Origin of the sequence: Cryobacterium zhongshanensis (genome assembly GCF_022760445.1) — a bacterium.
GTDB lineage: Bacteria > Actinomycetota > Actinomycetes > Actinomycetales > Microbacteriaceae > Cryobacterium > Cryobacterium algoricola.
The window spans coordinates 199,143-212,173 of record NZ_JALGAR010000001.1 but is presented as its reverse complement, the minus strand read 5'-3'; the positions used below and the strand labels follow the sequence as shown (position 1 = coordinate 212,173).

Below are 13,031 nucleotides of genomic sequence, written 5' to 3'. Positions count from 1 at the left end.
GCTGCCCGCAGACTCGTCAACTCCTGAATTCGGAACGCGGCAGGGAGGGGCCGTCAGAGGGCGCTGATCCGCCAGCTCGCCTCGTGGGTGTCCCCCGGCGCGAGGCGGATCAGGTCGATGCCGGAATTGAACGCATCCGGCGGGCAGGTCATGGGCTCGACCGCGAGGCCGATCCGGGTGATCCCCGGGAGAGGCAGGTCCGCGGTGTGCACCTGCAGCCACGGGCACTCCGGCCCGAAGCTCATGGCCACGCCGTGACCGCCGGCCTCCCGTAGTTCGAGGGTCGCGAGCCCGCTCGAGTCCCGGAGGATGCCCGTGAACGCGTGGTCGATCTCCGTCGTGCCCAGCACCCGGGGATCCCGAAAGTCGAAGGCCAGGTCGCCGCCCGCGACGTCCACGACTCCGACGGGCAGCAGCCGGTCCGGTGTGACCTCGAGGAACCGGTCGGCCGGGATGGTGAGAGTCCAGCTGTCGAGCGGCGAATCCCCCGCCCGCAGGTACGGATGCGGGCAGACGCCGTACGGCGCCGTTCCCGTTCCCGAGTTGCGCACTTCGATCGTCGTCGTCAGCCCGTCCGCGGCGAGCGCGTACCGCGCGGTGAGGTCGAGCTGGAACGGATAGCCGACGCCGGCGGGCAGCCGCAGGCCGAGCACCACCGAGTCGGGCGCCTGCGCGAGCAGTCGCCAGTCCCGGTCGAAGACGAGCCCGTGCAGCGCGCAGTCCCGCGTCGGTTCGTTGATCGGCAGCTGCTCGAGCACCCCGTCCGCCGGGTAGCGGCCGTCGGCGATCCGGTTCGGCCAGGGCGCGGCGAGCGCGCCACGGAAGTTGACCATCGCCTCGTCCTTGCCGAAACCCACGACGAGGTCGCGGCCCTCGAACTGCAACAGCCGCAGGCACGCCCCCACCTCGGTGACGACGGCCCGGTAGCCGTGCCCCGTGATCTCGTGCTGCGCCCCGCTCGGCGTTCCCGGCTTCGTCATGACAGGGCCGTCACTCCGGCTGGCGCCGGTGCGCTCGCACCGATCTCACCGACGGTTCCGGCAGCAGCGGATGCCCGCATCCGCTCCCCCGCTCCGCCGTGCGTCGCCGTCGATTCGCGTTCGATCACGCGGAAGTCCGCGAGGATCTCCCGCGGAGGTGACGCGGGGTCTGTGGCATTGATCCGCTCGAGCAGGATGCGCACGGCGGTCTCGGCGATCTCCTCGCGACCGGGGTCGATCGTCGAGAGCGTCGGGAGGCTGTACTGCGCTTCGTCGAGGTCGTCGAAGCCGATCGTCGCGACATCCTCCGGGATGTGCAGGCCGGCCTCCTGGAGCACCCGCATGGCGCCGAGGGTGAGGGTGTCGTTGAGCCCGAACACGGCGTCGAACTGAACGCCGGAGGCGAGCAGCTCCCGCATCGCGGTCGCGCCGTTCGACCGGTGCCACAGGGTCGTGAAGCCGAGCAGGGCGGGGTCGAAGGGGATGCCTGCGGCGTCGAGGGCCTCCCGGTAGCCGCGCAGGCGCAGGCCGGCCGAGCCGATCACCTCGCCATCGTGGGCGCCGACCACGGCGATCCGGCGGCGGCCCTGCCGGATCAGGTGTTCGGTGGCGGCACGGGCCGCGTCGACGTTCCGCATCGTGACATGGTCGGTCGGGCCGCCGAAGACCCGCTCGCCGAGCAGCACGAGCGGGTAGCCGACCTTCAGGAAGTCCGCGTCGTCGTTGCCCAGGCCGAGGGGGCTGAAGATCAGGCCGTCGGTGAGTTGCCGCCGCGGGCTCGAGAGCAGGCCGATCTCCCGGTCCCGGTCTCCGCCGGTCTGTTCGATCAGCACGGTGACGCCGTGGCGCTCCGCCGACCGGATCACGGCATCCGCAAGCTCGGCGAAGTAGCTCAGCGACAGCTCCGGGAGGGCGAGGCCGATCATGCCGGTCCGGCCGGACCGCAGGCTGCGCGCCGAGAGATTGGGGTGGTAGTCGAGCTCGGCGATGGCCTCGAGCACCCGCTGCTTGGTGGCCGGGCGGATGTGGGGGTGATCGTTGATGACGTTGGAGACGGTCTTGATCGACACTCCGGCGATTTGCGCCACATCGTGCAGTGTTGCCACCATGGAGGCCCTTCCGTTTCGGGCGACGCTCGCGACAGCGTTCGTCTCCTCGCATAGTACAACGTTGTATGGCAGGCGGTGGGAGGGATCCGGGCCGATCGCGTCGGTCGGTGACGCTCGGGGTCAGGCCGCTCGACCCATCGATGCCCGTCTCCCCCCGGACGCCCCGCAGCCAGGGGTGATTTCCCGGTTCCGCAGGAGAGTCTCAGGCCCGCACGCGCCATCCCCGCGCCCGGCGTGCCACAATGACAAACACCTGCCGAACCGCGCCCCGAACCGCGACCCGGCCCGCCAGTCCCCAGGAAGGGGATGGACCGATGAGTCCGTCATCCCGGCTACCCACCCTGCTCGACGTGGCCACCGCGGCCGGCGTGTCCCTCGCCACCGCGTCGCGTGCCCTGAACGGCAGCTCCCGGACCGTCAACGGCGACTATCGCGACCGGGTCTTCGCCGCCGCCGCCCAACTCGGCTACACGCCCAACCTCTCGGCGCAGGCCGTGGCCACGGGAAGCACCCGCACGGTCGCCCTCGTCGTGACCGACATCGCGGACCCGCCGGATGCGTTCCTCGCGTCCGGCGTGATCGACGCGGCAGCGGATGCCGGACTCACCGTGACCGTCACCGTCACGGCCGGCGACCCCGACCGTGAACTCGCACTCGTGCGGTCCCTGCGCGGGCAACGCCCCCGGATCCTGATCCTCGCCGGACCGCCGTCTCCCGGCGATGCGGACGGCACTCCGCTCACGGAGGAGCTGAGCTCCTTCGAAGCCGGCGGCGGCCGGGTGATCGTGCTCGGCGAGCGTTCCCTCGCGTTCGCGACGGTGCCCCGCGGCGCACTCGGCGCCGAGGCGGGACCGGAGCGGTTCGCCGCCGTCGGTCGCGCGGCTGTCGCACGGGCCCTCGTCGCACCGACCCCCGCGCCCGGTACGCCGGCCGGGACCGTCGCGAGCTGACTCCGGCCGGTCCCCGGCCAGTACAGTGGGGCCGTGAACGACTACACGGCACCCGACTTCGCACGCACGCCCATCGACGAGGAATCGGCGGCCCGGCTCGCGGCCGACGGCCTCGACCTGCGCCTGATCGGGGCCGACGACACCGGTGCCCGGCGACACTGGCACCGCGCGACCGCGCGCGGCTTCCACGAGGCCGCACCAGACGCCGGCGAACTCGACCGCCGTCTGGCAAACACGGCGGGCGATCGGGTGACGGCCGTGCTCGACGCGACCGCAGCCGATCCGCTCACCCCGGTCGCGACGGTCCGGTCCTGGCCGATGGGGCTGAGCGTCCCCGGCGGCAGCACCCTGCCGGCCTGGGCGATCAGCTCGGTCACCGTCTCGCCGACGCACCGTCGCCGCGGCCTCGCCCGCGCCCTGCTCACCGCAGAGCTCCGCACCGCGCACCGGCTCGGGCTGCCGCTCGCCATGCTCACCGTGTCGGAGGCCACCATCTACGCGCGGTACGGCTTCGGGCCCGCCGCGTACCAGGCGAGCATCGCCATCACGACCGGGGACGCCCGGCCGGCTCCGACGGCCCCGGAAGGCACGGGGCGGCTGCACTTCGTGACGCCCGAGTCGCTGCGTCACGACGCCCCGGCGATCTTCGAGGCCGCCAGGAAGCGCGGCGCCGGCGACGTCGACCGCCGCGACAGTCTCTGGGACCAGATCCTGGGGCTCACAACCCCGGCGACCGTCGAGCCCACGACATCGGTCGCACCGGTCCCGCCGACCATGGGCGCTCCGACGCGGCAGATGGTGCGCTTCGACGACCCGACCGGCCGGCCGCAGGGCTTCGCGGTGTACAGCGTCACCCTCGAGGGCGAGGCCTATCCCGGTCGGCTCGACCTCGTCGACCTCGTCGCGGCGACCGACGCGGCATACACCGCCCTGTGGCGCTTCCTGCTCGACCTCGACCTCATCGGCGAGGTCTCCGCCCCACTCCGGAACATCGCGGAGCCGCTCGCCTGGCAGCTCGAGAATCCCCGCGCCGTGCGCGCGTCAGACGAACGCGACCACCTCTGGCTGCGCCTCCTCGACGTTCCCGCCGCACTCGAGCGCCGTCGGTACGCCGCACCGGGTGTCTTCCGCCTCGATGTCTCCGACGACCTCGGCATCGCCGGGGGCGAGTTCCTGCTCACGGTCGGCTCAGACGGCGCCGGGTCGGCGCATCCGCTCGCCGCGGGCGAGGCCGCCCCTGCGGTAGCCGCCCACCTCACCCTGTCGGTCGCCGACCTCGCCGCCCTCTACCTGGGCGGACCGAGCGCCGTCGTGCTGAGCCGCGCCGGGCGAGTCACCGAGCAGACGACGGATGCGGCTGCTCGCCTCGACGCCGCATTCCGCACCGGGCCGCCGCCGCACCTCAGTACCTGGTTCTAACGTTCCTCACAGCTGGCTCCCAGCCCGATGGCACGGGGCGTGGAGGTGGAGGATCTAACCTAGATTCGATAAGTCACTCGCGACGAAACGGTGTACAGGGTCTATGAACAGCAACCTCCCCGGCAAAGGCACGCCCCCGAAGAAGGACCGCCGCGACGCGGCACGGGAGAGCGCCCGCCTGATGCGTGAAGCCCAGCAGAAGAAGGACAAGCGAAACAAGCTGTTCCTGCGGGGCGGCATCGGCGCCGGACTCGTTGCGATCGCCGTAGTCGTCGCCCTCGTGATCGTGAACAGCAACGGCCCCGCCGCGGCCGGCCCGCTGAACATGGCGAGCGACGGCGTGCTGCTCACCGGCGACGGCACCACGCTCACCGCCGTCCCGACGGTCGCCCTCGCCGCGGACGCCGCACCGATCGCGACCGACCAGACGAAGCTCACGAGCACCGCGAACATCGTCGTCTACGCCGACTACCTGTGCCCGTATTGCGGCCAGTTCGAGGCCACCAACGGCACCGCGATCAACTCGTGGGTCACCGCGGGCAACGCGACGCTCGAGTTCCACCCGATCTCCATCCTCGACGCCAACTCCGCGGGGACGAAGTACTCGACCCGTGCCGCCAACGCCGCCGTGTGCGTGGCCAACTCCCAGCCGGCCGCATTCCCGGCCGTCAACGCCGCCCTGTTCGCCAAACAGCCGGCTGAGAGCACCGCGGGCCTGACGGACCAGGAACTCGCGAGTCTGGTCACGACGGCGGGAGCCACGGATGCCGGCATCGCGAAGTGCATCACGGACGGCACCTTCAAGTCCTGGGTCGGCAACGCGACCAAGCGCGCCCTCGCCGGCCCGCTCCCCAACTCGACGACACTCACCAAGGTCGCCGGAACCCCGACCGTGCTCGTGAACGGCGTCGCGTACACCGGCTCCCTGACCGACGCGACGGTCTTCTCCACCTTCGTTCAGGACCAGGTCACCGCAGCCGCCAAGAAGTAGTCGGCAGCTCGTGCAGCGGCAGCCGGGTCGGGAACGGTCAGGCGGGACGGACCTCGAGGGCCTCGAGGTCTTCACAGTCTTCGGCGAGACCGTCGACGACGAGACGCGGTGCGTGCACTACAAGACGTCAGCGGATGTCGTCGCGATCCGCTTCTACTGCTGCGACCGGTTCTACCCCTGCCACCTCTGCCACGCCGCCGCGGCCGACCATGCCGCGCGGCAGTGGCCGGTCGCGCGGTGGACAGAGCAGGCGATCCTCTGCGGGGTCTGCCGGCGCACCCTCAGCATCACCGACTACCGCTCGGCGACGCGGTGCCCGCACTGCACGGCGCCCTTCAACGACGGCTGCCGGGCGCACGCCCACCTGTACTTCGAGTCTCCCCGCCCCTGACCCGGTTCTCCAACTGAGGTGTCAGCGCGTTGCGGGTCAGCGGGTGAGGCCGGCGGGCAGCAGGGACCCCAGGTCGGCGACCAGGTAGAGGCGCTGCGTCGCGCGGGTCATGGCGACGTACAGCGCTCCGGCTCCGCGCTCCGAGGCGGCCACGATACCGGCGGGATCCACGACAATCACGGCGTCGAACTCGAGGCCCTTCGCGTCGCGGGGCCCGAGCAGAGCGATCTCCCGGGTCAGACCGAGGGCACCGAGTCCGACCCGGTCCCCGAACTCCGCCCCGAGCTCCTCCCCGACAACCTCGAGCGCCGTGTCTGCCGCGATCACGGCGAGCGTGCCGCCGGCGTGAAGCGCGCGTTCGCGGTGCACCGCTGTCGCGACATCCGCTTCGACGGCTATCGGCCATTCACTCGCACGCACGGCACGCGATGGCGTCACCGGCAGGCCGTGCGCGATCGCCATCTCCTCGGCCGCCGTCGCGATCTGGCGCGGGGTGCGGTAGTTCACAGTGAGTTCCTCGAGGCGCCAGCGCCCGGCCTCGAGGGAGGCATCGAGGATGGGGGCGAGGGCCTCCTTCCAGCTGCCGGAGGCCGAAGCGGATGCGGCCTGCGCGATGTCGCCGACGACCGTGAACGACCGGCGCGGCCCGCGCCGCAGCAAGAGCCGCCACTGCATCGGCGATAGCTCCTGCGCCTCGTCGACGACGACGTGGCCGTACGTCCAGGTGCGGTCGACGGCCGCGCGCTCGGCGGTCGTGGCCCGGTCGCCGAGCTCGGCAAAGTTGTCCGCGAGGGCGCGCGCGTTCACGAGACCTTTGACGTCCATATTCGCGATCGCGAGTTCGGCGTTCTCGATGTCGCGTTTGCGCTGTTCCTTCTGCTCGCGCTTGAGCGCGACGTCGACGACGTTGTACTCGCCGAGGTGCTCCGCGGCCTCGTCGAGCAGCGGGATGTCGGCGATCGTGAACTCCACGTCCCTGGCCCGGTGCAGCAGCGCGCGCTGTTCGGCGGTCCAGCCGGGGGTGAGTTCGGCGAGCCATTGCGGGCGCGCATACAGGTCCTGCACGAGCTTCTCGGGGGTGAGCGGCAACCAGGCCGTGTTGAGAGCCACGCGTACGTCCTGGGCGAGGCGCAGGTCTTCGCGCAGCATCGGCAGGTCGCTCTCGTCCATCGAGGCGCCGCCCTGCTGCAACTGCCGCAGCCAATCCCGCGCGAGCGCGCCGATCGCGGTCTTCACGAAGGTGACCCTCGCAAGGTTGTGCGGCTTGCCGCCCTCGCGGGCCTTGGCGATCGCGTTCGCGACGAGCTGCGGGGTCAGGGTCAGCTTGTCGCCGTTGACCTCGAGCTGCCGGCTGCCCACCGGGATGCGCTGCCGGGAGCGCACGGCATGGGCGATGAGCGCGGCCATGAAGGCCTGGCCCTTGAGCGCCGCGACCGCCGGGGCGTCTTCACGGGTCGCCTCGACGCCCGGGTAGAGCTGCCCCACGCTCGCGAGCACGACTCCGGTCTCGCCGAGGGACGGCAGGACGGCCTCGATGTACTGCAGGAAGGAGCGGGACGGCCCCACGATGAGCACGCCGTTGTGCTTCAGGCGATCGCGATGCGTGTAGAGCAGGTAGGCCGCACGGTGCAGCGCCACGGCGGTCTTGCCTGTCCCCGGCCCGCCCTGGACGACGAGTACTCCGGCAAGGTCAGAGCGGATGATCCGGTCCTGTTCCGCCTGGATGGTCGCGACGATGTCGGGCATGTGCCCGGTGCGCTGGGCGGTCAGCGCGGCGAGCAGCGCGCCCTCACCCTGATGTTCGGAGGGGTCTCCGCCGAGGAGTTCGGCGTCGAGGATCTCGTCCTCGATCCGGACGATGGTCCGCCCCTTGGACTGCAGGTGACGCCGGGACCTGGCTCCGAGCGGGGTCGCGGCCGTCGCCTGGTAGAACGCGCTCGCCTGCGGCACCCGCCAATCGAGCAGCATCGGCTGCAGGTCTTCGTCGCGCAGTCCGACCCTGCCGATGTAGCGGAAGACGGAGTCGCCGCTCGCGTCGTCCGCGGCCAGTTCGAGCCGGCCGAACGCCAGCCGGTCGTCGATCTCCCGCAACTGCACGATCCGGTCCTCGTAGAGGCGCGCAAAGGTGTCCCGCTCGGAGCGGGTCTGGTGATTCCCGCCGACGTCGAGCAGCCGCACCGCCGTCAGCTGGTCCTCGGCCTCCCGTTGCAGCGCGTCGAGACGCGCGTACAGCGTTGCCACGTAGTTCTGTTCCCGTTCAAGCTCCAGGTCCACCACCGAAACACCCCTCAAATCCGACATTCGAGTTTACCCGACGCGGCTGGGTGCTCCTTTCCGGTCGAGAGTGACCGTTCCGCCGGTCACTCTCGACCGGAAAGGATCGGCCTGCGCGGGGGAACGACGAAGCCCCGGGCGGCGCCAGCGGATGTCCGCTGTGCGCTGCCCGGGGCCGATCGGCATTCCGCGGCGTCCGGTCGGGTCAGTCGCCCTCGACCCTGACCGTCTGGATGGTCCCGGTGAGGACCCCGATCAGGCGATCCCCGTCGAATTCCGAGGTGGGGGCATCCATGACGATCTTGCCGAGCCGAAGGACCACGACCCGGTCGGTGACCTCGAGCACGTGGGGCAGGGTGTGCGAGATGAAGATCACGCCGAGCCCCTTCGCCTTGGCCGCCCTGACCACCTGGAGCACCTCCCCGGCCTGCCGCGCACCGAGGTGGTTGGTCGGCTCGTCGAGGATGATCACGCGGCGCGCCCAGGCCACGGCGCGACCGATGGCCACCGCCTGCCGCTGCCCGCCGGACAGCTGGGACACCGGACGGTCGGACGCCGGGACGGCGATCCCGACGCGCTCGAGGTCTTCGTGGGCGTCGTGCTCCATCTCCTTGCGGGCCAGGAAGCCCATCTTGCCGAAGATTCCCTTGACCGTCTTTTCCCGGCCGAGGAACACGTTCTGCGACACCGTCAGGTGCGGGGCGAGCCCCGAGTCCTGATAAAGGGTCTCCACGCCGGCCTCGAGCGCCTCCCGGGGCGAACCCCAGGTGCGCTCGACGCCGTCGAGGTAGATCTTCCCGCCGTTGGGCTGGTGTGCCCCCGAGAGGACCTTGACGAGCGTCGACTTGCCCGCGCCGTTGTCGCCGACCAGGCCGAGCACCTCACCGGCGTGCAGCTTGAGGCTCGCACCGTCGAGGGCGACGACCGACCCGTACCGCTTCGAAACGTTCTTGACTTCGTAGATCACTTCGCCGGTCATTATTTTCTTCCGTTCTTGCTCTGCAGCGTCTGCGCAGCGACCGCCGCGGCGATCAGGATGGCCACAACGACCTTCTTCCAGTCCGGCGCGACGCCGACCATGATCAGGCCGGACTGCACCGTGAAGAGGATGAGCGCACCGAGCACGGTGCCCCAGATCCGGCCGATGCCACCCATCAGGGAGGCGCCCCCGATGACGACCGCGGCGATGGCGTCGAGCTCACGCCCGGTTCCCGATGACGGCGAGCCGGCACCGAGGCGCAGGTAGACGTACATCCCGGCGAGACCGGCCAGGGCTCCGGAGAGCGCGTAGACCAACGTCAGGTGCCGTTCGACGTTGATGCCTGCGCCGCGGGCCGCGAAGGTGTTCGAGCCGATCGCGTAGGTGTAGAGGCCGAACCGCGCCTTGTGCAGGAACAGGCCGGCGATCGTCACCACGACGATGACGACGATCAGGGCCCACGACAACGGGTTCGTCTTCGGGTCCATCGCGGCGATGAGGCTGAAGTTGTTCGCGGATCCGATCGGCTGCCCGCTCGAGATGATCACCGAGAGCCCGAGTGCGGCCCCCATCGTCGACAGGGTCGCGATGAACGGGACGATCCGGAGCTTGTTGATCAGGAAGGCGTTGGTCAGGCCCACGAGGAGCCCCACTCCCACCGACACCAGGGTGCCGATGAGGAGCGGGCCAGACGCGTCCGCGCCGGACACCGTCTGGTCGACCTTGAGGACGTTCGCCATCGTCCAGGCCGACACGACTCCGCTGAGTCCGATGATGGCTCCGACCGAGAGGTCGATTCCACCGCTGATCACGACGAAGGTCTGGCCAACTGCAATCAGGACGACCGATCCCCAGTCCGTGAGGATATTGCTGGCGGTCGGTGCGGAGAAGAACTTCGGCTCCAGCACCGAAAAGACGACGATGAGCAGTACCATCACGCCGATCAGGATGGTGCTCTGGTTCGACGCGAGGGTGCTGATCCGCGCCGTGAGCGCGAGCGGAACCGGCTTCTGTTCCGCCGGAATGCCCGGTTTCCGCGCCGTGGTTTGATTGCTGTTGGTCATGATGACTCCCTGGCTCTTGTCGTGAAGTACGGGAAGCGTCAGCTACTTGACGTAGGTGTACTTGGCGAAGTCAGCGTCGGAGGTCGTGGAGTTGAGGACGACGTTGGGGATGACGACCTCGTGCTCGGTCGCCGTCTTGCCGGTGTTGATGAACTCGACGAGGGTCTTGATGGCCAGGCGTGCCTCGGCGGCCGGGTCCTGGGCGACGAGGGCGGTGAAGATGCCCGACTTGATCTTGGCGACGTTGTCCGGGTATGCGTCGTAGCCGACGAGGCCGATCTTGCCGCTGAGGCCCTTCGACTCGAGCGCGGCGGCCGCGCCGGATGCGTTCGTGCCGTCGATCGCGAAGATTCCGTTGAGGTCCGGGTACTTGGTCAGCCAGTTGCTCACGTTGGTGGCAGCCGTCTCCGGGTTGGACTCGGAGTATGCCACGTCGACGATTTCCACACCGGGGTACTTCGCGGCGACCTGGGCCTTGAAGCCGTCGAGGCGGCTCACGTTCGTGGTTGCGGTGGCGCTGGTGAGTCCGACGACGACCTTGTACGAGCCACCGGTCTTGTAGCCGATCTGGGTGGCGAGCGCGTCGGCCGCCTTGGAGCCGCCGTCGGCGTTGTCGCCGGTGATGAAGCTGACGACGTCCTTGAGGTCGGCGACGTGGGTGTCGACGTTGACGACGGGGATGCCGGCGGCAGTGGCCTTGGCCACCGAGGCCTGCAGGGCCTTCGGGTCGGTCGGGATGAGCACGAGGCCGGTGGGCTGCTGGGCGAGCACGGCGTCGACGATCGGGATCTGCGTTTCAGCAGAGTACTTGGAGGGGTCGCCCTGCCAGATCAGCTTGACGCCCTCGGCCTTGGCCTCGTCCTCGGCGCCGACCTTCATCGCCTGGAAGAACGGGTCTGCCTCTGCGCCCATCACGAACGCGATGGTGATGTCCTTCTTTTCGGTCGACGTCGTCGCACTCCCGGTGCTCGCTGTGGTGGAGCAGGCGCTCATCGAGATAACGAATGCGGCTGCGACGCCGACGGTGGTGATCGCTCGGTAAGAACGCTTCATGGAGGTCTCCTTTGACACATAGGTGCACTGCAATTGCGACTGCACACGCTGTTTGCGAGATCGTTCTCGCAAACTTGTATAAGATTGCAGCACGCAGCACCGCGGCGCAAGCCTGTTCGGTAACGTTTCGATTACGAGGATTGTTCATGGTTGAACGACGAAGTCACGCTCCGACAATCGTCGACGTCGCAGACCAGGCCGGCGTCTCCCGCGCCACCGCCTCCCGGGCCCTCTCCGGCTACGGGCGCACGTCGGCAGCCACCGTGGAACGCGTCCGTCGCATAGCGGACGAGATCGGCTATCGCCCCAATGAACTCGCGAGAGCCATGCGCGCCGGCTCGACCGGAACGATCGGACTCGTCGTCATCGCCGACTTCACGAACGCCTTCTTCGACCGCGCCACCAAGTCCATCGTCGATGCGGCGCGAAAACGCGGGTACCAGGTCCTGATCACCAACACCGACGAGGACCCCGACGTGGAGAGAGGGGCCATCGAGACCCTGCTCGACAAGCAGGTCGACGGCCTGATCGTGTTCCCCTCCGCAACCGGCCACAGTCAGCACCTCGAGGCCGGAAACCTGGGTGGCCGCCCGCTTGTGCTCGCCGACCGCCGCCTGGACGACCTGGGCGTCACCATGGTCTCGACAGATGACTATTCCGGCACCCGGGAGGCGGTCCGCAACGCCGTAGGCCTCGGGCACACCCGGCTCGGCTTCCTGATCACCGCCGCGAACATCACCGGCCACACCACGGCACGCCCCCTCGCACTGATCTCGAGCGTGCGGGACCGTACCGACGGTTACGCGGCCGGCGCGGCCGAGGCGGGCATCCCTCCCGAAGACCAGGTCTGGCATTTCAGCGAAGACGTCCCCGACTCCTCGGAGGCCGCGGTCGCAGAGATGCTCGACCTGGCCTCACCGCCCACGGTCATCTTCACCTCCAACAACGACATGGCGTTGTCCGTACTCAAGGTCGCCGGTTCGCGGGGGCTCGCCATCGGACGCGAGGTGTCCCTGGTCACGGTCGACGACAGCCCCTGGGCGGCATACATGGTGCCGGGCATCACGGTCGTCGCCCGCCCGGTCGAGCAGCTCGGAGAGCTCGCCGTCGAGCGACTCGTGGCCGAGATCGAGTCGCCGGGGCAGGCGGCCCAGGACATCCAGCTCCCGACCCAGTTCATCCCCCGCGCGTCGGTTGCCGACCTCCGGACTCCCGCGCCGGGGCAGTAGACCGCTCAGGCCGGTGCGCCGGGCCGTACCACGAGCACCGGGCAGGCCGCGTGTCGCACGCACTGCTCGCTGACCGACCCGAGCAGCATCCCGGCAAGGCCGCCGCGCCCGCGGGAGCCGACCACCAGCATCCGTGCCCCGCGTGAGACCTCGATCAGGCAGCCGAGCGGTGTCGCGTAGGCCGCCCGGTACTCGACCGGCACGCCCGGGTGCCGGGCGACCGTCGGTGCGGCATCGGCCTCGAGCTTCGCCCGCACCGCGCCGGCGTAGTCGGTGAGGGGCGAGACGTAGCCGAACTTCCAGTCGGCCGGGCGCGGGGCCGTGTCGATCGACCAGGCCCGAACGACGACGACGGATGCCCCGAGCGGCTCCGCGAGGTCGAGGGCGACCTCGAGCGCATGGTTGGCGTAATCGGAGCCGTCGTGCCCGACGACGATACTGCCGGTGGGAGCTGGAGACTGGTCTGCATCGATGCCTGACATGCTCCCACGCTACTCCCGGCGAAGGCCGAGCGACAGAAATCGACCCCGACCCCGGGAAAAACCGTTGCGGCCGTGCCACGCCGTGAGCCGCGTCGCGATCACCGGTGCGA

General features: G+C 69.8%; 12 protein-coding genes. 5 read left to right on the top strand and 7 right to left on the bottom strand.

Going from position 1 to position 13,031, the window contains the following annotated elements; genetic code table 11:
- Positions 1 to 53 precede the first annotated feature (53 nt).
- Positions 54 to 980 (bottom strand): aldose 1-epimerase family protein, encoded by a 927-nt coding sequence (locus MQH31_RS01000; protein ID WP_243010607.1) that lies wholly within the window; start codon positions 978 to 980, stop codon positions 54 to 56.
- The gene (locus tag MQH31_RS00995; protein WP_243010606.1) at positions 977 to 2,089 is read right to left on the bottom strand and encodes a LacI family DNA-binding transcriptional regulator; all 1,113 of its coding nucleotides are present in this window, start codon (positions 2,087 to 2,089) and stop codon (positions 977 to 979) included. The genes MQH31_RS01000 and MQH31_RS00995 overlap by 4 nt, the downstream gene beginning before the upstream one ends.
- Before the next feature lie 314 nt (positions 2,090 to 2,403).
- Between MQH31_RS00995 and MQH31_RS00990 the strand changes: the two genes are divergently transcribed.
- The 4 genes from MQH31_RS00990 (at position 2,404) to MQH31_RS00975 (ending at position 5,840) form a co-directional block, all read left to right on the top strand.
- Positions 2,404 to 3,039, top strand: a complete 636-nt coding sequence (locus MQH31_RS00990) for a LacI family DNA-binding transcriptional regulator (RefSeq protein WP_243010605.1) — start codon at positions 2,404 to 2,406, stop codon at positions 3,037 to 3,039.
- Between the two features lie 33 nt (positions 3,040 to 3,072).
- Positions 3,073 to 4,458, top strand: coding sequence for a GNAT family N-acetyltransferase (locus MQH31_RS00985; protein WP_243010604.1), 1,386 nt, complete (start codon positions 3,073 to 3,075; stop codon positions 4,456 to 4,458).
- Between the two features lie 103 nt (positions 4,459 to 4,561).
- Complete coding sequence (locus MQH31_RS00980) at positions 4,562 to 5,449, top strand: DsbA family protein (RefSeq protein WP_134534310.1); 888 nt, start codon at positions 4,562 to 4,564, stop codon at positions 5,447 to 5,449.
- A gap of 10 nt (positions 5,450 to 5,459) precedes the next feature.
- Positions 5,460 to 5,840, top strand: coding sequence for a CHY zinc finger protein (locus MQH31_RS00975; protein ID WP_243010603.1), 381 nt, complete (start codon positions 5,460 to 5,462; stop codon positions 5,838 to 5,840).
- A gap of 36 nt (positions 5,841 to 5,876) precedes the next feature.
- Here the strand turns inward: MQH31_RS00975 and MQH31_RS00970 are convergent, their stop codons facing one another.
- The 4 genes from MQH31_RS00970 to MQH31_RS00955 all read right to left on the bottom strand — a co-directional run bounded on the left by MQH31_RS00970 (position 5,877) and on the right by MQH31_RS00955 (position 11,210).
- Positions 5,877 to 8,117 (bottom strand): HelD family protein, encoded by a 2,241-nt coding sequence (locus tag MQH31_RS00970; RefSeq protein ID WP_243010602.1) that lies wholly within the window; start codon positions 8,115 to 8,117, stop codon positions 5,877 to 5,879.
- Positions 8,118 to 8,319: 202 nt separating this feature from the next.
- The gene (locus MQH31_RS00965) at positions 8,320 to 9,093 is read right to left on the bottom strand and encodes an ATP-binding cassette domain-containing protein (RefSeq protein ID WP_134534316.1); all 774 of its coding nucleotides are present in this window, start codon (positions 9,091 to 9,093) and stop codon (positions 8,320 to 8,322) included.
- On the bottom strand, positions 9,093 to 10,157 hold the full coding sequence (locus MQH31_RS00960; protein WP_134534318.1) for an ABC transporter permease: 1,065 nt from the start codon (positions 10,155 to 10,157) through the stop codon (positions 9,093 to 9,095). Before MQH31_RS00960 ends, MQH31_RS00965 begins: the two co-directional genes overlap by 1 nt.
- A 42-nt stretch (positions 10,158 to 10,199) precedes the next feature.
- Entirely contained in the window at positions 10,200 to 11,210 is a 1,011-nt protein-coding gene (locus tag MQH31_RS00955; RefSeq protein ID WP_243010601.1) for a substrate-binding domain-containing protein, read from the bottom strand.
- Between the two features lie 146 nt (positions 11,211 to 11,356).
- Here MQH31_RS00955 and MQH31_RS00950 point away from each other — a divergent pair, with 146 nt between their 5' ends.
- On the top strand, positions 11,357 to 12,439 hold the full coding sequence (locus MQH31_RS00950) for a LacI family DNA-binding transcriptional regulator (protein WP_243010600.1): 1,083 nt from the start codon (positions 11,357 to 11,359) through the stop codon (positions 12,437 to 12,439).
- A gap of 5 nt (positions 12,440 to 12,444) precedes the next feature.
- Here MQH31_RS00950 and MQH31_RS00945 read toward each other — a convergent pair whose 3' ends face one another.
- Entirely contained in the window at positions 12,445 to 12,921 is a 477-nt protein-coding gene (locus MQH31_RS00945) for a universal stress protein (protein WP_243010599.1), read from the bottom strand.
- Positions 12,922 to 13,031 lie beyond the last annotated feature (110 nt).